Below are 26,384 nucleotides of genomic sequence, written 5' to 3'. Positions count from 1 at the left end.
CTTATGTTTTTTTAAGTAGTTTAACTAATTAACAATTCCAAAACTTACCGACTACTGCCCAACCTTTCTAATGATTTTAAAAAAAAAAACCTTCGTTCAAATTAAATATTAATCGTTATTTATTCTTCGTTTTTTCGCAAAAAAAAGCTACCCTTCTCTTTGGGCAGTCCGGTTAAGGGTAATCAACTGTTTCCTCTGAAGATTTTCCATCAAAATAAAAGTGATCGTTCGCTGCTGTAAGATGCAATCAAAAAATTTTCTACTTAATTTACCATATCGAATCTTCATGGACACGACAAAAAACCATTTATTTCGAACAATAAATGGCCTGTTTGCTGCTTTTATTATGCTTTTGATTTACATGCATCCCGTGAATTTTGATTGTTTTCTTTTTTTCCTTCTATATTAATAAGGAATTTCTTACAAGTGCTCATGGAGTTTTATCATCTGTTTTTTTTAATGCTCGTTTTAGTTTTCGATTATGCCAAATCAGATAAGCGATGATCAAACATAAAACACCACCAATCGATAGATAGAGAAGGATCGGCGAAGCGGTTTCTTCAATACTGACATCTTGCTCATTTCTTTCTTGCGCTTCTTGCCTTGCAACTTGGAAGGTCGGCTCTCCCTGCCATTCTTGATCGGCTGCTTTAAGGGTCGCTTTTATTTCATACTCTCCTGATAACAGTTCCTTTCCATCCAGCGGAAGTGCGTAATTCATTAATGCATTGGGCGCTAATTGGATTTCTTTTTCCCCTTTGATGGCTGTTGCTTTTCCTTCATGGAACACTTCATAAGCAAGCGTGGCTTTACTGAGATAATCGGCTGCTGCATTTTCCACCGCTACGATGATGACATTGCGGCGGTTGATCTCTTCCAAATGGGCTTCTTCAATTCGGACCGCTGGCGGGATGTCTGACTCTTTATTTCGGAGCAATACCGCCACTTCTCTTGCTAATAGGTTTTGAACATTCCCTTGAAATTCTTCACTGCCGGTTTGCTGTACGTATAGTCCCCCTGCCAAAATCCCATCAAATGATTTAGATGGCATCCGAACTGTCAAGGTGATTTCTTTTTGTTCATTAGGGGCTAATGAAAGTGTTTCATCACTCAAAGTAACGAGTTCTTCGATCGCGTACGGAGCAGAAGGCGTTGCTTCCTCATTTGCCCCAGAGTACTCAACGACGCCAGTCATGTTCGTGACCGCTCGATTAAACGATAGCTGTAGATTGATTGGTTGCTCGCTTTTATTGGAAACCATGACTGCTAGTTTTTCTTCTGCCTTGGGCTCCAGCAACAAATCATAGTACATCAGCTCTTTGTCTTGCTGTGACTCTGGCAATTTGATTTGAACATCGAAAGTATCAAGTGAATCTGCTGCCCCCGTAATGCTCGTACCAATGAAAAATAAGACCGTTAGAATACTTACTACCCAATACTGAAATCCTTTGCCTCGAACTTTCTTCTGATGCATCCTGTCAGATCCTTTCTACACAAAATAGGAAAGAAAAATCAGCTAGCATAAAAAGCAGCCGCTCAGGCAAGCTGCTTTTTTTCTGCATACTGTTACCCTATGGGGTCGTCGGCGCACTGCTGATCGTCCAAACGAGGGTCGTTTGGTAGGTTGCTGATTGTTTTTCCGTATTGGCTGGGATCGAAAGGGTAAATTGTTCTAAAGGCATCGACGTTTCACCAATCCCTTCGCCAGCATTGGCGGTCAAGAACGCATACTCATTGTTGATCGCCGCAAAATCAAGCTCGCCATTGGCAATATCACTGGTTCCGGTTGGCGGCGAACTCAAGTTATTGGTCAACGTCCCCGTATCTACCGTTAATACCGCACCGTCCAACGTGCTGTCTCCTGCCGTAAATTGGGTTGCTTGCCGTACTTTGATCGCCCAAGAAGAGTTCGCCTGTCCTCGGTTATCGCTGACCGCAACTGCCCCTCTTTGCAGTGTTGACCCATCCCCAGGTAGTCCAGTCCCATCCGTAGTAGCCACCCACGTTTCGGCATTTTCTGTTTGGATTTCATGGGCACCAAAATCTAAATTCGTTGGTAGCTGCGTATTGGGATCACTCCCGCCTTTGTCAGGGTCAAACACGATGCCCCCAGAGGTATATTCTACGACACCGGTCGTGTCATCTGCTTGCACTGTCGCACCAATGCTAAGGGCAGTCAATACCCCCAATGCGCCTATTATCGTTTTCTTTGAAATCATTTTGCCATCCTCCTTTTTTTGATGCAAATGATCAATGTCAGACTAGTGAAGAATCCGCCTATTACGGGCAGCCAAAAGTGATTGGTTTCCGCAAGCTGTGGCAGCGGTTCTTCTGCGTTAGTGATCGTTTCTTGACTGGTCGGTGGTTCAATTTCTTCATCAATGGAATCACTGCTAGCTGTTTCCGTTGGTCCTTCATAAAACTCAATGTTGCCGGTCGTCGTATTGGCTACTGCTGATGGAACGATACTGTAGAAACTGCCGATCATCAAAATCAGAAGCAGCACAAGGGAATTTTTTTTCATTCTGCTCTTCCTTTTCAAGGTGTATCAGAAACGGTCCACACGACTGTGGCGCGATACTGACCTTGAAATTTAGGTGTTTTCTCAGGTACAAATAAATTGAACTGGGAAAAATTAACAGTCAGTCCACCAGTCGATGCCGCATTTTCCAACGTCACCACATTTTTTTCGACATTTTGCTGCAGGGCAATCGTTGCATTATCAGGTAAAACCACTCGACCGTCTGTAAATGTCGAATTGACAGTTCCAAGCTGAACCCTTAATTCGGCAGCTGGCAATGTTCGCGTGCCATTGACCCAATTGGTGGATTGTCTGACCTTGACTTGCCATTTTTTCTGACGATTGCGGGTATCATTGATCCGTAAAATCCCAGTTGTAGCTGCTGCGCTTTGGTCGCCGTTGGCGGTTGCCCGCCATGTCTCACTCTTTTTCGTTTGAATGGCATGTCGGCCAAAATTCAGCTGAGTCGGCAGATTCGTCCGATCCATCGTCAGTGCTTCGACCATGAAATAAATCATGGTTTGGCGACTGCTGATATTTAGCGCACTAAAGTTCAAGAGATTGATGTCCGTCGGCTTTGCCTTCAACACAGAAGCCGAAAAATTGGCGGTCCAATTTGCGGACAACTGTCCTGGACCCGAAAGTAGCGTAGGAATTTGAACATCCGTTGCTCCTAAAACGGCTGCATCCGCCATTTGTTCTTGGACGGTTGCCAAATTGTTCAACGCTGACGTTACGGTGCTAAGCAGGGTATTCAGCAACCCTTGCAGCAATGCACGAACAACACCGCCAATATCGATGCCGATCACTCGGATCTGGGTGTTTTGAATCGTCGTGCTTAAATTCCGTAAAATTTGCGGGACATTGGTTCCTAATACGACACCGAGGTTCGAACTCATATTGGCATACAACGCTTCTCTTTGGGTGGTGAACTGCAACGGACTGCTTATTTCTACATTGCCTAAATTACCAACAGTTTTTAGCAAGGAAATTTGCTGATTGACAGCCGTTAAATCGATTTGCACGATCCCGAGATTGAGATTTAAGGAGCTGGTCAAGGAATCAAGCGCTGTTAAGATCGCATTCAAAAGCGGGACATTGGCAATATTGACTGTGGTCGACGTTTTGATAGCTGCTGATCCATTAGCATTGATGCTATTTCTCAACTCTGTAGGGATCGCCAACAAAGCAAATTTATCCTCACCGTTGACATTGACAGAAGCGTTCAAGCCACCGTTCCCTTTGATCGAAAAAGTCACTGGTCGATTTGTCACACTGCCTGGCCAAGGAGCACTTGCTGAAGTACCACTTGTATTGGCACTTGTTAAATTGCTTAAAATTTCCACATCTAATACGTTCACTGCCGCCTCGGCTTCTTTGGTCGTTGTTAATAGATACAAATTGACGAAACTGATGCTGGTCAACAAGAAAATCAACTGAGCGATCGTCCATTTGTAAAAACGTTTTTCCCTCCTTCTGTTTTCCATACCATTTCTAACCCTTTCTTTACGAAACGATGATCAATGCTTCAAAATTTTGATTCACTAGAGATACCAGCGGAGGATGTCCACTCCGCTGGTAAAGTCATGCTATTTTTGCTGGTCTTTTTTCTTTCTCGCTTTGAAGAACAAACCGATTCCTCCGACAACGAAGACTGCTGCTCCAATCACTGAAGCGTACCAGGTTCCTTCTGAGCCCGTTTTCGGTAAGAATTTACTTCCCCACCAGCTTTGGTTGTGATTGTTGCTGTTCCAGTTATTGTTCCCCCAATTGCCCCAGTTGCCCCAAGCGCCGTTGCTTCCGTCGGTACCATTCGTACCATCAGAACCATTGGTGCCATCCGTTCCATCGCTGCCGTCCGTGCCGTCGTCACCCGTTGGTACCACGATTGGTGTTGCTGCACTGCGGTATTCTCTGCCACCTGCTGTAACGATCGCCACAACGTTAAGGGTTTCTTCTGGTGAAACATCCTCTGGGTCTAATGTGATGCTGAAGGCACCATTCCCATTGGTCGTTCCTGTTCCGACAACGTCACCCGCTTCATTCAAGATTTCGATTGTCGCATTGGCTGGTCCATTCCCGAAGACTGGATAGCCATCGGTAGGATTGCCAGTGATCGTAGCAACCGGTGCATCAACCGTCAAAGCATCGACTACGGTCGTCGTCGGATCACTTAGGGTTTCGCCATCTGCTAAAGCAAGAACCGTAACGGTTTCACCTTCCGTCGCTTCCGCGGATAGCTCAACACGCCAGTCGCCATTTTGATCGGCGATCGTTGTGATTGGTCCTTCAGCCGCGAAGATGGTCAGGAATCTACTTGTTAACGGATCGCTGATGGTAACGGTGATCGTAGCACCTGGCTCACTCGTTCCGCTGATCGTTGTATCACCAGCCGTGACTGGGTAAATGGTTGGTGTATCTGTCTTGATGCTTTCATCATCGACAGGTACGACGATTGGCGTCGCATTACTGCGGTAGTCATCCCCACCAGCAGTGACGATCGCCACAACCGATAAGTTTTCTTCTGGTGCGACATCCTCACTAGTCAATGTGATCGTGTAGTCACCATTTTCATCGGTCGTGCCTGTTCCAACGACATCCCCCGCTTCATTCAAAATTTCAATCGCTGCATTGGCAGGCCCGTTCCCAGTTACTGGATAGCCTTCTTGGGAATTCCCAGTAATGGATGCTGAAGGTGCGTTGACCGTGATGCCATTAACAACGGTCGTTGCTGGTTCACTGGCGGTTTCTCCTTCACTTTGCGCCACTGCTGTTACGATTTCATCCCGAGAAACTTCCGCAACGTCCACTGACCAATTTCCTGCTTCATCTGCTTCGGTTTCAACCGCTTCTTCGCCCGTTACCGTCACGGTGACCATCGCTCCCGCTACAGCAGTACCAGTGATGGTCGTGTCACCAGCTGTGACTGGTTCGATGATTGGTGTAGCGGTTTGATCGATCGTATTCTCAACGGGCACTACGATTGGTGTCGCATTACTCCGATAGTCTTTGCCGCCAGCGGTGATGATCGCAACGACGTTCAGTGATTCTTCAGGAGAAACAGCTTCACCAGAGATCGTGATCGTGTAGTTGCCATTTTCATCGGTAGTGCCTGATCCAACGACGTCTCCCGCTTCATTCAAGATTTCAATCGCCGCATTTGGTGCTGCCATCCCCGTCACTGGGTAACCATCCTCTGGATTGCCAGTGATGGACGCGGTCGGTGCTGAAACCGTGATGCCATCCACACTCACTGTGATTGGCGCACTAGGATCTTTTTCAGGTGATTGGGCCACAACAGTGACGGTATCACCCTCCGCAACTTCAGGTACCTCGACTGTCCAATTGCCCTCTTCGTTCGTTTCAGTTGTGATCGGTTCATTTTCACCAATCGTTACCGTCACCGTCGAACCTGGTTCGGCAGTCCCGCTGATCGTAGTATCGCCAGCTTTGACTGGATCGATCGTTGGTGTTGCAGTTTGTTGCTCTTCTTGATCCAAAGGTACCACGATTGGTGTCGCATTACTGCGGTATTCTTTGCCGCCAGCTGTCAGAACTGCGACGACTGTTAGGCTTTCCGCTGGTGCAACAGCTGTTGGTTCAAGAGTGATACTGTAGTTTCCTTCCGCGTCTGCGGTTCCTGAACCGACGATTTGTCCATCGCTATTCAAGATTTGTATGGTGGCATTGGCTGGTGCCGTTCCACTTACTGGATAGCCATCCGTGCTATTGCCTGTGATGGTTGCACTAGGAGCAGTGACCGTCAACGCCCCCACACCAACTGTTACTGGAGCGCTTGGCTCTTTGTCAGGTGATTGAGCCACAACAGTGACTGCATCGCCTTCAGAAACTTCTGGTACTTCTGCTGTCCAATTGCCTTCGTCATCCGTTTCAGCCGTGATTGGTTCCGCATCTGGTACAGTGATCGTCACGGTTGAACCTGGTTCTGCGGTCCCACTGATGCTGGTATCTCCTGCCGTGATTGGATTGATCGTTGGTGCAGCTGTCTGATCCACTACCGTATCTGCTGGTACGATGACCGCTGTTGGATTACTGCGATACTCTTTCCCACCAGCTGTTACGATGGCAACGACATTTAAGGTTTCTTCTGGATTGACAGTTTCAGCAGTTAAGTCCACTGTATAGTTGCCGTCTCCATCGGCAGTGCCTGTTCCAACGACTTCATTGTCTGCGTTCAAGATCTCGATCGCTGTATTGGCTGGTGCTGTACCAGTCACTGGGTAGCCATCCGTGCTGTTGCCGCTGATGGAAGCTGTTGGTGCTGCGACAGTCACTCCTTCAACGATGACAGTGATTGGATCACTTGGGTCTTTGCCGTCACTGTCTGCGACGACTGTGATGGTATCCCCTTCAGACAATTCAGGCACATCGACACTCCAGTTGCCCTCATCATCTGTTTCGGCGGTTTCTTCTGTGCCGTCAGGTAGTGTCACAGTCACAGTTGAGCCTGGTTCTGCCGTTCCGCTAACTGTTTCATCGCCTGCTTTGATTGGATCAACCGTTGGTGCCGTTGTTTGATTTTCACCCGGTTCAGCTGGCACCATGATTGGTGTCGCTGGACTACGATAATCTGTACCACCAGCTGTGACCACCGCAACTACCGTCAAGTTTTCTTCAGGAGAGACATTTTCACTGGTCAAATCGATCGTGTAAAGCCCTGCATCATTGGTCGTACCCGTTCCAACTGTCTCGCCAGCTTCGTTCAAGATTTCGATGGTCGCATTCACTGGTCCTGTTCCGGTCACTGGATAACCTTCGGCTGCATTGCCACTGATGGACGCACTAGGAGCCGCCACCGTTAATGCACCGACTGTGATCGTTGCTGGTGTACTTGGTGTTTCATTTTCTACTTCTGCTACTGCCGTAACAATCGTCCCTTCGGAAAGCTCTGGCACATCAACTTGCCAATTGCCCTCTTCGTCAACTTCGGCTGAGATTGGGTCTTGCTCACCGACCGTCACGTTGACTATTGCTCCTGGTTCGGCTGTCCCGCTGATTTCTGTTGCGCCGGCAACTGCTGGATTGATCGTTGGTGTCGCCGTTTGATCCGCAGGTACCACGACAGCCGTTGGTTGACTACGGAAGTCATCCCCACCTGCTGAAACGATGGCAATGACACGGACCGTTTCTCCTGCTGATGCCTCTTCACTGGTCAAGGTAACGGTGTAAACACCATTCTCATTGGCCGTCCCTGTGCCAATCACTTGATCATCAGCATTTAAGATTTCGATTGACGCATTAGCTGGTGCTGTACCAGTTACTGGATAGCCATCTGCACTATTGCCAGAAATCGTTGCCGTTGGTGCTGCCACGATCAGCCCTTGCACCGTCACTGTTACTGGTAAACTTTCTGTTTTGCCGTCTGCCAAGGCAGTAACTGTCAAGACATCATCCAGAGAAACCGTCGGCACAGTTGCCGTCCACTCACCTTCGTCATTCGCTGCCACTGTAACAGTATCGCCGTTTGGTAGTTCAACCGTTACATCTGCCCCAGGTTCAGCCGTTCCGCTAACGGTTGTAGCCCCAGCAATCACTGGTGCGACAGTCGGTGCCGCTGTTTGGTCTTCTGCGTTATCTTCTGGCACCACGATAGTAGTTGCCGAACTGCGATAGTCTTGACCGCCGGCTGATACGATAGCCACCACTCGCAAGGTTTCTGCTGGTGAAACACCTTCTGTCAAGGTGATCGTATACTCACCGTCTCCATTGGCAGTACCACTGCCTACCACTTCATTGGCAGCATTTAAGATTTCAATGGTTGCGTTGGCTGGTGCTGTTCCTGTGACTGGATAGCCGTCAGTACTGTTGCCCGTGATCGTTGCGGTTGGTGCAGCCACGTTCAAGGCACCGACACCAACACTGATTGGTGCACTTGGGTCTTTGCCTTCAGCTTCAGCAACCACTGTGACCGTGTCGCCTTCTGAAAGTTCTGGTACGGTGACTGTCCAATTGCCTTCCTCATCCGTTTCGGCAGTCACTGGATCTTCTCCAGGAATCGTTACCGTCACCGTTGAACCAGGTTCGGCAGTTCCTCCGACGGATGTATCACCTGCTTGCACTGGATCGATCGTTGGGGTGGTCGTTTGGTCTGCTGGTACCACGATGGAGAGCGGCGTACTGCGGTACTCATCGCCGCCAGCGGTTACCACTGCCACCACCTGAAGTGCTTCTGAAGGATCAACATCGTCGCTGCTCAATGTGATGCTGTAAGCACCTTCCTCATTTGCTTCACCGCTACCAACAACCTCACCGGCTGCATTTAAGATCTCAATCGCTGCATTTGGCGTGGCCGTTCCGGTTACTGGATACCCATCCGAACTATTGCCGCTGATCGCTGCTGTCGGTGTCGCCACAGTGAGTGGATTTACGACGACCGTAGCTGCATCACTTGGTGTTTCCCCATCAAGGGTCGCTACCACAGAAACAATTTCTCCTTGAGAAACCTCGGGCACAGTTGCCGTCCAATTGCCTTCGTCATCCGCTTCGGCAGTGACTGGCTCTGCGTCACCAATCGTGACCGAGACTGTCGCACCAGGTTCAGCCGTACCACTGATGGTCGTGTCGCCGGCTGTCACCGATTCAATCGTTGGGACTGCAGTTTGATCCAAAGGTACTGTGATTGGTGCAGCCGCACTGCGGTACTCTTGACCACCGGCTGTGACTACCGCCACCACCCGTAAGGCTTCAGCTGGAGACGCGTCATTACTCGTTAACGTGATTGTATATTGGCCTTCGTCATTGGCGGTGCCAGTACCTATGACCTCGTCATCGGCATTCAAGATTTCGATGGCTGCATTGGCTGGTGCCGTTCCCGTTACTGGATAACCTGCGGTACTATTGCCGCTGATCGTCGCGGTTGGTGTAGCGATCGTCAACCCATTGACTCCAACACTGATCGGTGCACTTGGGTCTTTGTCTGGTGCTTGTGCGACCACTGTGACGGTTTCTCCTTCAGAAACTTCAGGAACTTCAACTGTCCAGTTCCCCTCGTCATCGGCTTCACCAGTAACAGGTTCTTCACCTGGGATCGTTACCGTCACCGTAGCGCCTGGTTCTGCGGTCCCACTGATCGTCGTATCCCCGGCATTGATTGGGTCAATGGTTGGTGATGCTGTTTGTTCAAGCTCATCTGCTGGTACCGTCACCGGTGTGGCAGGACTGCGGTACTGATCTCCGCCTGCTGTAACAATCGCAACGACAGACAAGGTTTCTTCTGGTGCTGCATCGGATGGTGCGATGGTTACCGTATAGTTTCCATCCCCATCGGCTGTCCCAGTACCGATCACATCGCCTGACTCATTCAACACTTCAATCGCTGCGTTCGCTGGAGCAGTCCCCGTGATTGGATAGCCATCGGTACTATTGCCGCTGATGATCGCTGTTGGTGCTGCAACGGTGACTCCATTGACTCCAACGCTGACTGGCGCGCTTGGCTCTTTGCCTTCGGCTTCCGCAACGACTGTGACTGTATCGCCACCAGAGACTGCTGGCACTTCCGCAAGCCAGTTTCCTTCGTCATCCGTTTCAGCCGTTACTGGTTCTTGACCGGTGATCGTAACAGTAACCGTCGAACCTGGTTCTGCCGTTCCGCTAATCGTGGTATCACCTGCTGTGACCGGATCGATCGTTGGTGTCTCTGTTTGTTCAATGTCTGCTGGTACCGTGATTGGCGTGGCATTACTGCGGTAGTCTTGACCGCCCGCTGTCACAACTGCCACCACCTGCAAGGCTTCTTCTGGCGCCACATCGGCTGGATCTAAGGTCACGGTATAAGCACCCGCGTCATCCGCCGTCGTGCTACCAACGACATCTCCTGCTTCATTCAAAATCTCAATGGCCGCATTCGGCGTGGTTGTTCCACTGACCGGATAGCCATCCGTACTATTGCCTGTGATGGAAGCGCTCGGTGCACTGACAGTCACACCATCAACGGTCACGGTAATCGGTGCACTTGGCTCTTTGCCTTCTACTTCGGCAACGACTGTTACCGTATCACCTTCCGTTAATTCTGGTACCGTCGCTTCCCAATTGCCTTCGTCATCGGCTTCTGCCGTGATCGGATCGCCTTCAGGCAGCGTAATCGTCACAGTTGCCCCTGGTTCAGCCGTTCCGCTGACGGTCGTATCCCCAGCTGTTACTGGGTCGATTGTTGGTGTTTCAGTTAAATTTTCTTCATCATCTGCAGGAACTACAAGCGGTGTGCCTGTACTGCGATAATCTTCACCACCAGCCGTCACGATCGCTTCCACTCGTAAGTTGTCGTCAGCTGTCACCTCTTGAGGATCAAGGGTGATCGTGAAGTTACCATCCTCATCAGCTGTTCCGCTACCAACGACCTCTCCTGCTTCATTCAAAATTTCAATTGCTGCATTGGCAATCGCTGTTCCCGTTACTGGATACCCATCTGTGCTATTTCCGGTGATCGTAGCCGTTGGTGCCGCCACGGTTAAACCGTTTACACTCACGGTGATTGGGGCACTCGGATCTTTGCCTTCAGACTCAGCTACGACGGTCACGGAATCGCCTTCTGATAATTCAGGAACCGTTGCTTCCCAGTTGCCTTCATCATCGGCTTCAGCCGTGATTGGATCGCCTTCAGGAAGCGTGATCGTTACCGTTGCCCCCGGTTCCGCTGTCCCACTAACGGTCGTATCTCCAGCACTGACTGGATCGATCGTTGGTGTTTCCGTCTGCAGGATATCTGCAGGCACCACAACAGGTGTTGGGTTGCTTCGATAGGTTTCGCCGCCAGCGGTCACAACCGCTGTCACATTCAGGGTTTCTTCCGCGTCAACATCCGCTGGATCTAACGTGACTGTATAAACACCATTCTCATTGGCGGTACCTGTTCCGACAATTTCGCCATCCGCATTGGTGATCTCAATGGCCGCATTTGGTGCTGCTGTTCCAGTCACTGGATAGCCCTCTTGACTATTTCCTGTGATCGAAGCCGTTGGTGCGTTGACTGTTAAGGCGGACACGGTGGTGCTAGCCGGTTGGCTTGGCGTTTGTCCTGCTAGTTCGGCGATAGCTGAAACCGTATCGCCCTCTGACACTTCGTCCACATCAACACGCCAATTGCCCTCTTCATCGGCTTCCGTCACGATCGGATCTGCACCGTTGATGGTCACAGTAATCGAGGCACCAGGCTCAGCAGTTCCGCTGACGCTTGTATCCCCGGCAGTCACCGGTTGAATCGTTGGTGTTCCCGTTTGTTGCTCCGCATCGTCTGCTGGAACGACGATTGGCGTATTGCCACTACGGTAAGTTTGCCCACCGGCAGTGACGATTGCGGCAACATTCAAGTTTTCATTTTCTGCTACATCTGCTGGGTTCAACGTGATACTGTAGTTGCCGTTCTCATTTGCCGTCCCAGAGCCAACGACTTCACCTTCGGCATTGGTGATTTCAATGGCTGCATTTGCTGCGGCTGTCCCCGTCACAGGATACCCATCGGTACTATTTCCTGAAATCGAAGCCGTTGGTGCATTAACCACTGGTGCTGCTACCGTTGCCGTTGCAGGCTCACTCGCCGATTCCCCCTCAGCTTCCGCTACTGCTGTGACTGTATCGCCTTCCACCAATTCAGGGACATCCGCCGTCCAATTGCCGTCACCATCTGCGGTTGTTGTAATAGGTGCACCGCCGTTGATCGCCAATGTGATGGCTGCGCCTGGCTCAGCTGTTCCGCTGATCGTCGTTTCCCCTGCTGTCAATGGATTGATTGTTGGTGTATCGGTTTGATCTTCTGGTGTATCTGGCGCAAACCAAATCGAGTTATTGCCGTCAGCATCCGTAAATAAATCAATCGTGATGAGGTCAAGCTGAGACATTGTTGCTTCAAAGCGAGCTTCGTAAGGATTAGATGGATTCGCCACACCATTTTCAACCAATTGTGCATAGGTCGGACTGGTAACATTCGTTGGAATGACCACATTGGTTTGGCCTAAAACAGAAGCAGAAGCGACCTGATCTGCTAGATTGGTCGTAGCATTCAAGACATTTTGAGCAGTTTCAACAGTGCCATTTAAAGTCGCTTTGGCGGTATTGACCGTCGTTTGTACCAGTGTATTGATCCCGCTGATCAAGGTACCAATTCCTGGGATTCCGCTGGCACCATCTAGAATACTGACTTGAATCTGTGCCGCTTGTAAATTATCAAGAATTTGATTGATACGCTGATTGACAACGATAAATAAACCATCATCCACATTGGCAATCAGGGCACGTTCGTTTTCGGTTAATCCAGCTGGAACTTCAAAATTCGCTTGGCCAAATTGTCCGAGTTGATTTAGTAAGTCTAACTGGGTCGTAATTTCAGCTAAGTTGACGGAAATGATACGACTAACATTGACGAGAGAAGCCGCCTCATACAACGGATTCGGTACAGGAAGAATGTCGCCAATCGTAGGAGGAATATCCAATGCGTCAGCTAAATTTTGATTGACGATTCCATCCACCGTGCTGATCAAGGTATTGACTGCTGGTGTGACTGTTCCGATCAATGTTTGCAAGGCTGGGAAATTCCCCAGTTGTAGTGTCACATTGGTGGAAATCGATGCATTTCCTGCCGGTTGAACCAAACCAGTAAGTCCTTGAGGAACCCCAACAATTGCGACTTTATCCCCGTTCAAGACATCAACCGTTACTGCATTCGATCCAGAAATCGAGAAATTGACTTGGTTCGTTGCACCAGGCGTTGCATAAGGTGCAGACGCACTCGTGCCTGAGTTATTAGACGCTGTGATATCTGAGAAAAGTTCAGCTGAAACCAAAGCAGCTTCAACCGTCGTTGGTGCCCATAATAAACTTGCTGGCACGACCACCGTACTCGTCAACAACATCCCACTGACAGTTAAATTCGCAATAATATTTTTCTTTGTTCGAACGCGTGTGTTTTTCTTTGAATCCATGAGCTTTTTGTAATTTATGCCTTTCATTCATTCTCCTCCTGTTCGAAATAATTTAACCGACAAAAGATAAAACTGATGATCTCTGGAATGTTTCCTGCCCCCTTTAAAACCAGATGAAAATCTATTTCAACCCAACACCCAAAGGCATAGAGAGAAAACAAAAGTTACCGATAGCTCAGCGAAGATTTTTTCGCCTGCTTTCTGAAAAACCCAGTGATTTTTGTTCAAATAGTTTCACAGCACATTAGAATGCGCTTGTGAAAACCGAGAGATAAAATAACTAATCGAACACACTGTTTAACAAAATTCTAGCAAATTTATTTCTTTCCAACAAATTATAAACACGATAAATAATTAAAAAAACACTGAAATTAACGTTACAAAACATAAAACATTTATTTTATAAACAAGCACAGATTATTTATATTTATCTTATAAACAGGTGCATAACGATAAAAAGTTATCATTTTTTATCAAAAAAAGCACCTTACTCCTTATAATTAATCAATACAATGAATACGATTACATTTGTTTCTTTATACTCAAGAAGAGAGAAAAACGATGATGTTGTTTTTTCTTGTCTTCATCCCCGTTTTTTACCTAAGAAAATAAAAAAACAAAAATAATTCAGGCGTTTTTCACGATATTGTCTAAAATAACTCTTACCGACGAAAAAAATGGGCTCGAAAAGCTCCCAGAACGTTCTGTGAAAAAAGGAATGAAAATCTCCTATTAAAATCGAGCGTGAGCAATCATGAAATGAAATTTCTTCAATCGCCATTTACTTTTTCTTTCAACGAAATTCTTCAGCAGCTATTTGGTCTTATATTTTGGACATAAGCATTCATTCGCTTCTTTTTGTTTATACTTGCTGGTAAGAAGGAAACGCAGCTGCCCAATCGTCTTCTTCTAATACCACATAAGGAGCATGAGAAGATGGATTGGTTAGTAATGATTCTTGTATTGATATGTCTTAGTTTTGTCTGAAAAAAAAGCGTGAGAACGAATCGTTCTCACGCTTTCTTATTATTTCACGCCCTCTCTGGGTGCACATTACCGCGAAACATCCTTCCAGCAAATCAGAAGCGGTCTGAAATATAAGATCTTTTTAATTCCTACACTGGACTTATTTTACTATAATGGGGATACAAGATCTCATTAATTCAACGAGAGCGGAGGCTTTCTTATGTATGGCGAAACGATCAGACAAATCCGATTGAAAAAAGGCTTCACCCAAAAAGAAGTCTATGGCACGATTATTTCAAAGTCTTATGCCATCGAATTTGAAAAAGGCAAGCATCATATTGCTGCCAACCTGCTGTTGCAAATCTTAGAAAATCTATCAATGGATATCGATGAATTTCTCTATATCGCGAATGGCTATCGGCTGGATGAGCAAAACAGCTACAACCATCGGTACACGCAATATTCAAACAAGCACGATATCAACCAGTTACAAATTCTATTACAGGAGCTGCAGCAAACCTCTAGCCGACTGAACAAGGTCCGTATTGCAGAGGTTCGCTCACGGATTCGCATGCTGCAATGCTTGGCAGAACATGGCGTCTATCGGAAACGTGCTGTTTTGGAATGTGATCGTCAAACGATTATCTCTTATCTCGTTGATGTTGAGAGCTGGACGTTACAAGAAATCCAACTATTTGGCAACACCATCGATCTTTTGGACAACGACCATAATTTCCTCTTTTTCAAAAAAGTATCCAAGATGCTCGAGTACTACATCGATATGGAAAAAGGTCGGGAAATTTATTGCGCGCTACTGATCAATTTGATCGAATATACACTAAAACACCAGCAATACGATGCGACGGAAGTTCTCGTCGTCCAATTGAAACTTTTGGCGACAGACTACAAAGAATTTTTCCACCAAACCGTCTGCAAATTTTTCCAAGGCGTGTTACTCTTACGAACCGGTGATCATAAAGCTGGTGAAACGATCACGCAAAAGATGCTAGCTATCATGCGAGAATTGGATCAAGGTGCCCTTGCCGATGATTTTGCTTTGCTGCTGGATGATGACTACCTCCGAGCATTTGCCTCCTCCGAGTGATAAAACGGCAACTGCAGTGTTCGTTAAAAAAAGGAAGTGATGATTGCCATCCCTTCCTTTTTCAGCTATTAGCTAACACTGCGTTCGTCTGTCGCACCAAAGTATTGATACATTGGTTTTTGGTTGCCATTGAGCAATTGATCCACCGTCACAAATTCATAGCCTTGCGCTTTCAGCGTTTGAATAATACCTGGTACGGCTTGAACGGACTTTGGATGAATATCATGAAGTAAAATAATCGACCCATCATAGACGTTGTTTTGAACGACTTTCAAAATTTTGTTCGGGTCTTTCAGCTTCCAATCCTCGGTATCAACACTCCATTGAATGATCGATTTTCCTGCCGCTTGGGCGCTTTGTTGATCAATCGCCCCATATGGCGGGCGCAAATTCTTCGGTAAGACCCCTGTCGCCTGATAGATTGCTTTGTCCGTTTTGGTTATTTCCGCTTTGACCTCCTCTGGCGATAGCGTGTTTAATTGGGGATGTGAATAGGAGTGACTGGCAATTTCATGCCCTTCCTCATGGACTTTTTTCGCGACTTCAGGATATCGATCCACCATTTGGCCTAATTCAAAGAACGTTGCCTTCACATCATTGTCTTTCAAGATTTTTAAGAGATCCAATGTCGAGGTATCGTTTGGTCCATCATCGAAAGTCAACGCAACATATTTTTTGTTTTCGTCTAACATCGCTTGTTGCTCTTTCAATTGATCTGCATTGACAAGCTCTGGATCAATAAACAGCGCAATCTCTTTGTAAGCCAAAGTGATCTCGGATACGCCTGTTTGATTTTGCGGCAACTGGAGCGTTATTTTTTCAGGATCATAAGTAAATTTCGAGTCATAGGTAATTCGGTCCATCCCCAGAACCGCATCAAGGATTTTAGCCGGTTCTTTGGCTTGATCCAAAAGCTTTTGTTGAATGACTTGCTGGATCCCTAACAAGCTGCCTTCATCGGGTACTAATTCCTTCAAGGATAGTTCATTGCCAGTTTTCTCGGAAATAAAAATTGGATCGGCAACCACGCTATCCGCATCTTCAAACCGCCCAGTCTCCCGATTCCAAACATAGCTGTCCGCTTTTAAGGAATAGGTTGACACTTTTGATGCAACTGCTTGTGCTTGAATCCGGGCGATCGTAACGGTCTCTTTGTCGGCGTGTTTTTTGCATAGCTGGTTCGCCATGGTCGATAATTTCTTACTTGCATCCTTTACAGGGATGGCATTTTCTTCTTTTGGGCGGAAAATCAATTCTTTTTTGTCGCCATCAGACAATGTTTCAAGTTTTGCGGGAATTCCCTCTTTGGCTTGTTCTTCTTGGATCGATGCTAATAGCTTTTGCGCGGCAGCTTCATATTTTTCGCGTGCCAATGCTTCTTGCTGCTTCAAAGTAAAAGCGATATAGCCCCCAGTGGCGATAATGACAATTGTCAGCAGCGTCATCAATGAGAAGAGATATTTGCGATGGGTTGGCTTCTTTTTAGAAACTTGACGATTGGCAGTTGGCGTGCGTCTTGTCGTTCCCGTTGTTTGCTTTTGATGTGATTCGACCCTCGAAATAGGTGCTTGTTTTTCAGAAGTCGCTTCTCTATGTTGTGAATTATTTGAATCATTGCTTGATTTCTTCATAAACATTCTCCCTCAAACATAATAACGTAAACAAAATGTAACATAAGCGTAATAATATTTCAACAGTGTTACAGTGATTCTTATAAACTTCTCTTTTTGTTCACAAATTTTGAGAATTGCTCTTAGAAATCCTTTATTCTGCTTTTAAGAAAACCAATTCTGCCAAGTATGATATCGTGTTCACTGCTTTTTCTTTTTGTTTAAAAATAATGAGAGATATCTTTTTGTACTTTGATGTTTTTTCTGTTTATAATTCAGCATGTGGCAATTACTATGAAGGATGTGTTCAAAATGAAACACAAATCAGCAGTTTATTTATTCGTTCTTACCTTAATCATAGGATTAACCTATCAATTACTTCCTTATACCCCACTAAACGATTCCGTGTTATCGATCGTCGGTACCATCTGGAATCTGGTCTTCGCATTTAGTGCAGGGTATTTTCTCTTACGAACGACCTTTTTGGAGCAGTTCAAACATTTTCGGTTCACCGTTTTATTGTGGGGTGTCCCTTTCGTCATTTTGACTGGCGTGTTCTTTTCCTTTATTTATGCCGCTATTTTTGGACAACCAACAACCAACTCGATCAGCGAAACCATCACTGTCCAAATGGTCTTTTTGCAAGTTCCCTTTATGCTGATGGGAGAAGAATTGCTGAGTACCAACCTCTTGTTGGCGTTGCAGAAAAGAGGCCTTTCATTTGCCTGGTCATCCATCATTTGCAGTGTGCTATTCGCTTTATGGCACATCCCAGCGTACGGCTTTCATCCAGCCCAATTATTGATCACCTTGATGCCTGCCAGATTGGCACTCAACTACGTTTGGAAAAAATCCAATAGCGTATGGGTCAGCTGGATCTGCCATTTTCTTTATGACTCTCTGGGATTCATTTCATTTTTAGGTAAATAAGCAACAAAAAGGACAGCTGAAGCCTAGCTGTCCTTTTTGATAGTTAGTAACGCCTTTCCCCAAGGGCTTACTTAATCGCTATTTACGCTTTCTGAAATAAAGCCAGCTTGCCGTGGCGATAAAGAACAAACCAACAACAAACGGGAACAACGTCCCCTGTTCATCGGTCTGCGGCAATCTTTGTGCAGAAGCGCTTTTTTTCGAAACAACAGTCGCCGTTGGTTCTTTTTTATCAGAAATAATGACGGTTGCTGCGTTTTCTTTTGTATAAACATACGTCACAGTTGCCTCTTCCTTACCGAATGTACCTTTGGCATTTTGCGGCAGTCGACTTTCGTCTACTATGTAGCCTTCGATTGTTAGCTGATATTTTTTTGTGCCGGCATCGTAAGACTCGCCCACGTTTCCACTGATCGTTTGTGAAGGATGAATTTCGTTGTCTTCTGTATCTACGTATTCGACCGTTATATCCGCTGCGGGTATCGGATTTTTTTTGTAGATGTAGGTGACTGTTTGCGCTGTTTCGCCAAATACACCCTTACTGTTTTCTGGTAATTGGCTTTCGTCTAGAGTGTAGCCTTCGATCGATAGTTTATATTGATCTGTACTTGCATCGAAAGAGTCGCCCACATTCCCGCTAATCGTTTGAGAGGAGTGTATTTCTTTGCCTTCTGTATCCACATATTCAACAGTTACATCCGCTGCTGGTACAGGATTTTTTGTGTAAATGTAGGTGACTGTTTGCGCTGTTTCACTAAACACACCTTTATGATTTTCTGGTAATTGTCTTTCGTCTAAAGTGTATCCATCGATCGATAGTTTATATTGATCTGTGCTGGCATCGTATGTATCACCTACATTACCGCTAATTTTTTCAGCAGCGTGAATTTCGTTGCCTTCTGTACCCACATACTCGACCGTTACATCCGCTGCTGGTATCGGATTCTTTGTATACACATAGATGATGGTTTGCGCTGTTTCACTAAAGACACCTTTAAGATTTTCTGGCAATTGGCTTTCATCTAGTGTATAGCCATCGATCGATAGTTTATATTGATCTGTGCTTACATCGAAAGAGTCGCCTACATTCCCGCTAATCGTTTGTGAAGCGTGAATTTCGTTGCCTTCTGTGTCCACATACTCGACCGTTACATCCGCTGCTGGTATCGGATTCTTTGTATACACATAGGTGACGGTTTGTGCTGTTTCACTAAAGACACCTTTAAGATTTTCTGGCAATTGGCTTTCATCCAATGTGTAATCTTCGATTGCTAGTTGATATTTTTCTGTACTAGCATCGTAAGAGTCGCCTACGTTTCCATTAATCGTTTGAGAAGCGTGAATTTCGTTGCCTTCTGTATCCACGTACTCCACTGTGACATCCGCTGCTGGTATCGGATTTTCTGTGTAGATATAGGTGACGGTTTGCGCCGTTTCGCCAAATACACCTTTAAGATTTTCTGGCAACCGGCTTTCGTCTAAAGTGTAGTCTTCGATTGTTAGTTGGTATTTTTCTGTGCTGGCATCGTAAGAGTCGCCTACGTTTCCACTGATCGTTTGGCTAGCGTGGACTTCGTTGCCTTCTCTATCTACATACTCGATCGTGACATCCGCTGCTGGTATCGGATTTTTTGTATAGATGTAAGTGATGGTTTGTGCTGTTTCACTAAACACACCTTTACTGTTTTTTGGCAATTGACTTTCGTCTAGTGTATAGCCATCGATCGATAGTTTATACTGATCTGCGCTTGCATCGAAAGAGTCACCCACATTCCCGCTAATCGTTTGGCTAGCGTGGATTTCGTTGCCTTCTAAATCTACATACTCAATCGTGACATCCGCTGCTGGTATCGGATTTTCTGTGTAGATATAGGTGACGGTTTGCGCCGTTTCGCCAAATACACCTTTACTATTTTCTGGCAATTGGCTTTCGTCTAGTGTATAGCCATCGATCGATAGTTTATATTGATCTGTGCTAACGTCGAAAGAGTCATCCACATTCCCGCTAATCGTTTGAGAGGAGTGTATTTCTTTTCCTTCTAAATCTACATACTCAATCGTGACATCCGCTGCTTGTACAGGATTTTTTGTGTAAATGTAGATGATGGCTTGTGCTGTTTCACTAAATACGCCTTTACTGTTTTCTGGTAATTGGCTTTCGTCTAGGGTGTAACCGTCAATTGATAACTTATACTCATTCGTATTAGCATCATATGAAGCACCTATGGTACCAGATAAAGTCTTCGTTTCATGGATTTCTTGCCCTTGATTATCAAGATATCTGACAGTTACCTCTCCCACCTGCTCCGGATCAACAATGACATTGACTACATGGGTTGTATATACACTATAGGAGGCTTGTCTAGCCATAAAAATTGCTACGTAAGTCCCCGGTTTACTTGGATCAACATTTGTGTAGTACGGAAAGATCTGCGAGTCAGAAATACTTTTTTCTATGTTGCCGCTAAAATTTAACTTAAACGCTTCAATCTCTAATGCCTGAGTTGAGAATTCGAAGGTACTGTTTACAGGAATATGAATCGTATCTGGACTATCTCTAAAAGCATACTCGCCCACAATTAGACGCTCATAAAGTGCCAATGTTTTCGTTTCTCCTGCTTGCAAAGTGATAGAATTTCCAATCGATGTAAATGCGTAGTTCAATCTTTGATTCGTTGTACCCACTTGCTTAATAAAGTAGCCCCCTGAAGGAACCTGAATCGTTACCTTTCCTGAACTGTCCGTGACTAACAACGTCACTTCACCAGATGTCGAGGAGGTCAATGTGAAATAAGCGCCTTGGATTGGCTGGTTTGAATTACTATCTAAAACTTGAACCGTCAGTTGCGCATTGGCAGCTCTTGCAGACGACGGATCAACAGAAGAAGGGACATTATTTACAGGGCTTGCAGCAGGTTCTTCTTTATTTTCTGATCCGCTGATGGCTTCTTTACTGTCACTACTTGCTTGTGTTTGTTCGTTCTCAGCATCCACGCGCGCTGAGGTCGCTGTTGTTAGCGTAGGATTTTCTACTTGAGAGGTAGCTTGTCCAGCATCCGCAGAAGCATTCGTATCATCAGATTGTACAGTTTTCACTTCTTCCTGATCCACCTGCGGAGATTCTGAAAACACTTGGCTTTCCGCCACTACCTGAAATGCTGGCGTTACCACCGCAGCACTTAATAAGATTACTAAAGATAGAACATATTTAAACTTCTTTTTCACAAACTTTCACCTTAACCTTCTTTTTCAAAATTAAAACCTTTTTATCCAAACTTTTTTTACGCCTAAAAATCATTATAATTTATTAATTTTTAATTTACAAACAATTTTTTATTTAGCGTATCATCCACTCCTCTCAAAAATTTTTTATGCGGACACATGAAATACCATTGAGCGTATTTATACTTAATTCACTTGTCATCGCACTGCATCACCTCTTCAGAATTTTATAATTCAAGCGCCCTTGCCTTCAAGCAAATCCAGTGCAAATCAGCGCAAATCTTCTTTGCATCCTTGTTTTATCAATGATTTCATTTTCAAAAAAGGAGACTATTTTTTACTTGATCGTGGCATTCTATTTTTGAATGATTCGATCAAGTCTATCTTCTACTCTCAATATGTGCTATCTTTGAACATTTATTACTTCATATATGACAATTGTTACTTATTACAGGTGAAGGATTCACTGAAAAAAACCGAACACTTTCAGGAAATTTTTTAGGAATATCTGACATAAGCTCATTTAAATTTAATCTTTTAAGAACAAAGAAAAGAACTTGTGCATTTTTTCGTTAAATCGAGCTTTACAATTGTTTCTTTGAACCGCTTTATGATAGGATAGGTCAGAAGGAGCATTGAAATGACTATAGCTGAAAAAATAAAAGAGAGTCGCTTGAAATTAGGGCTCACCCAACAAGAAGTTTCCGAAAAATTATTTGTTACTAGACAAACGATCTCAAATTGGGAAAACAATCGAAGTACCCCAGACATCGACACCTTGATCAAATTAAGTGATCTCTATCAAATCGATTTAGAGTCACTACTAAAACCAGAACAATTAGCAGAAGAACCAGAAATAAAGAGTGAAGAAAAGAAACCAACCTTCCGCCTTCCTCTATACTTGCTAAATTTGACTGCAGTCGTCGCTTGCGTTTTCACCGACTTCTTCACACCTACAGGAACAATAACCCTATGGACAGCTGCTTCACATTTTTTGTTACTAGTTAACTTTGTCCTTTTATTCGGCTTTTTCCTCACAAAAAAAAGACCCCTCCCTGCAAAAACAATTGTCTTTGCATTAGGAAAAGGTCTGTTGATCTTAGCCATAATATTAGGTTTTACTCTTTGGTCGAATAAAAGAGCTTCCGCTGATGCGTTACATCTGATTGGCCATAATTATGGTCATTTTATCTATTTGACGTTTAAAGCAATTGGGGTGATTTATTTGTTTGATTGGCGGAAGTTTGAGATGTAAGGACTCCAATTTCAAATTTAAAATCAAGAATGCAGTTGATAAAAATAATTGATTTGATTGTTCTCAACTGCATTAGGATTTAAGAATAATAATTTTATTTAACAAAACGAAGTTAGTTGTCTCCAAAGATATCTCTTGTATATACCTTATTCTCAACATCCTTCAAAATTTCTTCAAAACGATTGGTAACTATTACATCAGACAAATCTTTAAAATCATCAAAATCTTTTATTACTCTTGAATGATAAAATTCAGCTGCATCTAAAGTTGGTTCATAGACAACAACTTCTATACCTTTTGCTTTAATACGTTTCATAATTCCCTGGATGGAAGAGTATCTGAAATTATCTGAGTTTGCCTTCATAGTCAGACGATAGATACCAACCACTTTAGGTTTTTTTGCAATAATTTGATCAGCAATAAAATCCTTTCGGGTAGTATTCGCTTCTACAATAGCACCAATAATATTACTAGGGACATCTTCATAGTTTGCTCTTAACTGCTTTGTATCCTTCGGTAAGCAATATCCACCATAACCAAAAGAAGGATTATTATAATGTGAGCCTATACGTGGATCTAATCCTACACCTTCAATTATTTGTCTACTATCTAAACCACGTGACTCTGCATAAGTGTCTAACTCATTGAAATACGCTACTCTTAGGGCAAGATACGTATTTGAAAAAAGTTTTATTGCCTCTGCTTCAGTAGAATGAGTGAGTAAAACCGGCACTTCTTCTTTAATACAGCTATCTTTGAACATAGCAGCAATTTCTTTTCCCCGATCAGAAACCTCACCTACAACAATTCTGGAAGGATACAAATTGTCATATAAAGCTTTGCCTTCTCTCAAAAATTCAGGAGAAAAGATAATATTCTCAGTATTAAATCTTGCCTTTACATCTAACGTATATCCAACTGGTACAGTCGATTTAATTATGAAGGTTGCATCTGGGCGTATTGCCAATGCTTTTTCTATAACGTCTTCAACTGTAGATGTATTAAAATAGTTCTTCACTTCATCATAATCAGTTGGTGTAGCAATAATTAGATAATCTGCAAAGTTTACAGCTTCTTCAAAATCGTTCGTGAACTCAATATTCAAGTCATCACGTTTCAAAAATTCGTGTATTTCTTTGTCTTCTAAAGGTGATTTCCTTTGACGTAAAAGATTAACTTTTTCATTTACAATATCATACGCTTTAACATGTTCAGTTTGAGATAATAATAACGCGTTTGCTAGTCCGACATAGCCTAATCCAAAAACAGAAATGTTCATTTTTTATTCCACCAATACAATTTTTTTTTAATACATCTCTAATTACTTACTAGATTGCACCATCATTCCTAACGCTTCTTGCCATGTTGGGATTTCAAATCCCAACTCTTTTGCTTTTGAAAGATTCATCACTGAATATTGTGGTCGCTTCGCCTTTTGTGGGAACTCGGCAGAAGGAATCGGCTTGACAACTACATCTGAATCTTTTAGTATTTCGCACGCAAATTCATGCCATGAGCAGCTGTTATCATTCGAAAGATGATAAATTCCCGTCGGTGCTTGCTTTTCGATAACATAAAGCATAAATTCTGCTAATGTTCGTGTCCAAGTTGGGCGCCCATATTGATCATTTACTACTGTTAAAGTCTTATGTTCCTTAGCTAATCGCTGCATGGTATAGACAAAATTGTGTCCGTACCGTCCAAAGACCCAAGAAGTACGAATAATATAGTAATCATCCAATATTTATTGGACTGCTTGTTCCCCTAATAATTTGGTTCTTCCGTATTCATTTTGGGGATTTACTTGATCATCGACTTGGTATTCACCAACTTGCTTTTCTCCATCAAAAACATAGTCAGTACTGATATAAACAAGTTTTGCACCTATAGCTTTTGTAGCCAGGACCACATTTCTTGTGCCAGTGACATTGATTAACTCATCTAATTCTTTGCCTTCTTCTTCTGCCTTATCAACTGCGGTATACGCAGCGCAATGAAAGATAACTGATGGGCGGATTTCTTTTACTTTCTCCATCGTGACCGTTTCATCTGTGATATCCATCTCTTTCGCATCTGTAGACACGTAGTTAATACCTTTTTCATCAAATAGATGACGTAATTCACTGCCTAATTGGCCATTTCCTCCTGTGAATAAGTACATAAATGATCGCTTCCTTTCAAAAAAGCAGGATCTCTCCTGCTTTTGATTCCTTATTGTCCTTGTTCTGCGTAACTTTTCTCTACTTGTGCTTTTTCATCTTGCCACCAAGAAGGATTGTTTCGATACCAGTCGATCGTATCAGCTAGACCTTCTTCAAAATCCGTGAACATCGGCTGCCAACCCAATTCTTCTTTTAATTTTGAGGCATCAATGGCATACCGCAAGTCATGACCGGGGCGATCAGTCACATGATCATAAGCATCTTTTGGCTCTCCCATCAATGTTAAAATCGTTTCAATGACTGATTTGTTGTCTGCTTCTCCATCAGCACCAATCAAGTAAGTCTCGCCAATTCGACCTTTTGTTAAGATTGTCCATACCGCTGAAGAATGATCATTTGTATGGATCCAATCGCGAACATTTTTTCCTTCACCATATAATTTTGGTCGAATGCCACTCAGAATATTCGTAATTTGGCGTGGAATAAATTTTTCAATATGTTGGTACGGACCATAATTATTGGAACAGTTAGAAAGTGTTGCCCGCAAACCAAACGAACGAACCCAAGCTTTGACTAATAAATCAGAGCCAGCCTTTGTGGAAGAATAGGGACTAGATGGGTTATAGGGTGTTTGGTCGGTAAACTTCTCCCCTGGTCCTTCTCCATGTCCTGGAAGATCTTTTCGTAACGGCAGATCTCCGTAAACTTCATCGGTTGATACGTGGTGATAACGCACATCGTATTTTCGACAAGCTTCAATCAATGTATAGGTACCAATAAGATTTGTCTGAACAAAAGGAAATGGATCTTTCAATGAGTTATCATTGTGTGATTCTGCAGCATAATGAACCACCGCATCCGTTTGCTGAACCAACTGATCGACTAATGTGCTATCAGCAATATCGCCAACCACTAACTCTACGCGATCCTTTGGAAGACCCGCTAGATTTTCTTTGTTTCCAGCATAAGTTAGTTTATCTAAAACAGTGACATGGATCTCTGGGTGATGATTAACGACATAATGGACGAAATTAGACCCAATGAAGCCTGCCCCTCCGGTTACAATGAATTTTTTCATGTCCACTCGCTCCTTATATCTCGCCATAAATAAACGGGTTTTGTTCTTCGAATGCTTTTAAAGTTGGGTGATGTTGGTCTTTTTCCGAAAGAATCGCTTTTTCTTTTGCAATGGGCCAATTGATTGCCAAATCAGGATCATCAAATGCAATACCTGCATCAGCATCAGCATCAGCATCATAATAATTATCACACTTGTACAAAAAGTTTACATTTGAAGTCAATGTCATGAACCCATGAGCAAATCCTTTAGGGACCAACAATTGTCTCTGATTACTTTCAGATAAAATAAACCCTTCCCATTCTCCATAGGTTGGACTTCCTTTTCTGATATCAACGATTACATCTAAAACGGCACCCGTCACCACACGAATCAATTTGGTTTGCGCGGCATTTCCTTTTTGGAAATGAAGTCCTCGCAAAACACCTGCTTCGACAGACAAAGAATGATTGTCCTGTACGAAGTTTTGTGTGATTCCTGCTTCTTGAAAATCGGCCTGGGAATAGCTTTCGGTGAAGAATCCGCGATGATCACCAAATACAGCGGGCTCTATAATCAAGACATCTGTCAATTTTGTTTTTGTTACAGTTAGTTTTCCCAT

Annotated in this window: 13 protein-coding genes and 1 pseudogene; 3 read left to right on the top strand and 11 right to left on the bottom strand. The window is 44.3% G+C overall.

Annotated elements, in window-relative coordinates; genetic code table 11:
• Positions 1 to 430: 430 nt before the first annotated feature.
• The 5 genes from IGJ44_RS06005 to IGJ44_RS05985 all read right to left on the bottom strand — a co-directional run bounded on the left by IGJ44_RS06005 (position 431) and on the right by IGJ44_RS05985 (position 13,482).
• On the bottom strand, positions 431 to 1,474 hold the full coding sequence (locus IGJ44_RS06005; RefSeq protein ID WP_430606361.1) for a DUF916 and DUF3324 domain-containing protein: 1,044 nt from the start codon (positions 1,472 to 1,474) through the stop codon (positions 431 to 433).
• A 97-nt stretch (positions 1,475 to 1,571) separates the two neighbouring features.
• Positions 1,572 to 2,219, bottom strand: a complete 648-nt coding sequence (locus tag IGJ44_RS06000; protein ID WP_074535099.1) for a WxL domain-containing protein — start codon at positions 2,217 to 2,219, stop codon at positions 1,572 to 1,574.
• Positions 2,216 to 2,524 (bottom strand): hypothetical protein, encoded by a 309-nt coding sequence (locus IGJ44_RS05995; protein WP_430606358.1) that lies wholly within the window; start codon positions 2,522 to 2,524, stop codon positions 2,216 to 2,218. Before IGJ44_RS05995 ends, IGJ44_RS06000 begins: the two co-directional genes overlap by 4 nt.
• Before the next feature lie 14 nt (positions 2,525 to 2,538).
• Positions 2,539 to 4,008 (bottom strand): adhesive domain-containing protein, encoded by a 1,470-nt coding sequence (locus IGJ44_RS05990; protein ID WP_430606356.1) that lies wholly within the window; start codon positions 4,006 to 4,008, stop codon positions 2,539 to 2,541.
• A 102-nt stretch (positions 4,009 to 4,110) separates the two neighbouring features.
• Positions 4,111 to 13,482: an Ig-like domain-containing protein gene (locus tag IGJ44_RS05985; RefSeq protein ID WP_430606354.1), complete on the bottom strand. Its 9,372-nt coding sequence runs from the start codon at positions 13,480 to 13,482 to the stop codon at positions 4,111 to 4,113.
• Positions 13,483 to 14,641: 1,159 nt separating this feature from the next.
• On the opposite strand from IGJ44_RS05985, the gene IGJ44_RS05980 reads away from it, so the two are divergent.
• Complete coding sequence (locus IGJ44_RS05980; protein WP_430606352.1) at positions 14,642 to 15,526, top strand: helix-turn-helix domain-containing protein; 885 nt, start codon at positions 14,642 to 14,644, stop codon at positions 15,524 to 15,526.
• Between the two features lie 68 nt (positions 15,527 to 15,594).
• Here IGJ44_RS05980 and IGJ44_RS05975 read toward each other — a convergent pair whose 3' ends face one another.
• The gene (locus IGJ44_RS05975) at positions 15,595 to 17,157 is read right to left on the bottom strand and encodes a polysaccharide deacetylase family protein (RefSeq protein WP_430606350.1); all 1,563 of its coding nucleotides are present in this window, start codon (positions 17,155 to 17,157) and stop codon (positions 15,595 to 15,597) included.
• 234 nt (positions 17,158 to 17,391) lie between these two features.
• Here IGJ44_RS05975 and IGJ44_RS05970 point away from each other — a divergent pair, with 234 nt between their 5' ends.
• Positions 17,392 to 18,066, top strand: coding sequence for a CPBP family intramembrane glutamic endopeptidase (locus tag IGJ44_RS05970; RefSeq protein ID WP_142973059.1), 675 nt, complete (start codon positions 17,392 to 17,394; stop codon positions 18,064 to 18,066).
• A gap of 78 nt (positions 18,067 to 18,144) precedes the next feature.
• Here the strand turns inward: IGJ44_RS05970 and IGJ44_RS05965 are convergent, their stop codons facing one another.
• A complete protein-coding gene (locus IGJ44_RS05965) occupies positions 18,145 to 21,291 on the bottom strand; it encodes a MucBP domain-containing protein (protein WP_430606346.1) in 3,147 nt (1,048 codons plus the stop codon).
• Between the two features lie 637 nt (positions 21,292 to 21,928).
• Here IGJ44_RS05965 and IGJ44_RS05960 point away from each other — a divergent pair.
• Positions 21,929 to 22,543 (top strand): helix-turn-helix domain-containing protein, encoded by a 615-nt coding sequence (locus IGJ44_RS05960; protein WP_218212755.1) that lies wholly within the window; start codon positions 21,929 to 21,931, stop codon positions 22,541 to 22,543.
• Between the two features lie 112 nt (positions 22,544 to 22,655).
• Here IGJ44_RS05960 and IGJ44_RS05955 read toward each other — a convergent pair whose 3' ends face one another.
• The 4 genes and pseudogenes from IGJ44_RS05955 to rfbC all read right to left on the bottom strand — a co-directional run bounded on the left by IGJ44_RS05955 (position 22,656) and on the right by rfbC (position 26,384).
• Complete coding sequence (locus IGJ44_RS05955; RefSeq protein ID WP_430606344.1) at positions 22,656 to 23,822, bottom strand: nucleotide sugar dehydrogenase; 1,167 nt, start codon at positions 23,820 to 23,822, stop codon at positions 22,656 to 22,658.
• Between the two features lie 42 nt (positions 23,823 to 23,864).
• Positions 23,865 to 24,704 (bottom strand): annotated as a pseudogene (gene rfbD / locus IGJ44_RS05950) (dTDP-4-dehydrorhamnose reductase).
• A 50-nt stretch (positions 24,705 to 24,754) separates the two neighbouring features.
• On the bottom strand, positions 24,755 to 25,783 hold the full coding sequence (gene rfbB, locus IGJ44_RS05945) for a dTDP-glucose 4,6-dehydratase (protein ID WP_430606343.1): 1,029 nt from the start codon (positions 25,781 to 25,783) through the stop codon (positions 24,755 to 24,757).
• Between the two features lie 13 nt (positions 25,784 to 25,796).
• Positions 25,797 to 26,384, bottom strand: a complete 588-nt coding sequence (gene rfbC / locus IGJ44_RS05940; RefSeq protein ID WP_430606340.1) for a dTDP-4-dehydrorhamnose 3,5-epimerase — start codon at positions 26,382 to 26,384, stop codon at positions 25,797 to 25,799.

It is taken from the genome of Enterococcus sp. DIV1368d (assembly GCF_050542975.1).
Classification (GTDB): Bacteria; Bacillota; Bacilli; order Lactobacillales; family Enterococcaceae; genus Enterococcus_D; species Enterococcus_D casseliflavus.
Note: the sequence above shows the minus strand (reverse complement) of the source record. Positions and strands in the feature narration are given on the sequence as shown.

What these genes read in the sequence shown, in the direction of transcription:
- IGJ44_RS05980 (WP_430606352.1), top strand. Translation starts at nt 14,642, where the DNA reads ATGTATGGCGAAACGATCAGACAAATCCGATTGAAAAAAGGCTTCACC.
- IGJ44_RS05990 (WP_430606356.1), bottom strand. Translation starts at nt 4,008, where the DNA reads ATGGAAAACAGAAGGAGGGAAAAACGTTTTTACAAATGGACGATCGCT.
- IGJ44_RS06000 (WP_074535099.1), bottom strand. Translation starts at nt 2,219, where the DNA reads ATGATTTCAAAGAAAACGATAATAGGCGCATTGGGGGTATTGACTGCC.
- IGJ44_RS05985 (WP_430606354.1), bottom strand. Translation starts at nt 13,482, where the DNA reads ATGAAAGGCATAAATTACAAAAAGCTCATGGATTCAAAGAAAAACACA.
- rfbB (WP_430606343.1), bottom strand. Translation starts at nt 25,783, where the DNA reads ATGAAAAAATTCATTGTAACCGGAGGGGCAGGCTTCATTGGGTCTAAT.
- IGJ44_RS05975 (WP_430606350.1), bottom strand. Translation starts at nt 17,157, where the DNA reads ATGAAGAAATCAAGCAATGATTCAAATAATTCACAACATAGAGAAGCG.
- IGJ44_RS05955 (WP_430606344.1), bottom strand. Translation starts at nt 23,822, where the DNA reads ATGAACATTTCTGTTTTTGGATTAGGCTATGTCGGACTAGCAAACGCG.
- rfbC (WP_430606340.1), bottom strand. Translation starts at nt 26,384, where the DNA reads ATGGGAAAACTAACTGTAACAAAAACAAAATTGACAGATGTCTTGATT.
- IGJ44_RS05970 (WP_142973059.1), top strand. Translation starts at nt 17,392, where the DNA reads ATGTTTTTTCTGTTTATAATTCAGCATGTGGCAATTACTATGAAGGAT.
- IGJ44_RS05960 (WP_218212755.1), top strand. Translation starts at nt 21,929, where the DNA reads ATGACTATAGCTGAAAAAATAAAAGAGAGTCGCTTGAAATTAGGGCTC.
- IGJ44_RS05995 (WP_430606358.1), bottom strand. Translation starts at nt 2,524, where the DNA reads ATGAAAAAAAATTCCCTTGTGCTGCTTCTGATTTTGATGATCGGCAGT.
- IGJ44_RS06005 (WP_430606361.1), bottom strand. Translation starts at nt 1,474, where the DNA reads ATGCATCAGAAGAAAGTTCGAGGCAAAGGATTTCAGTATTGGGTAGTA.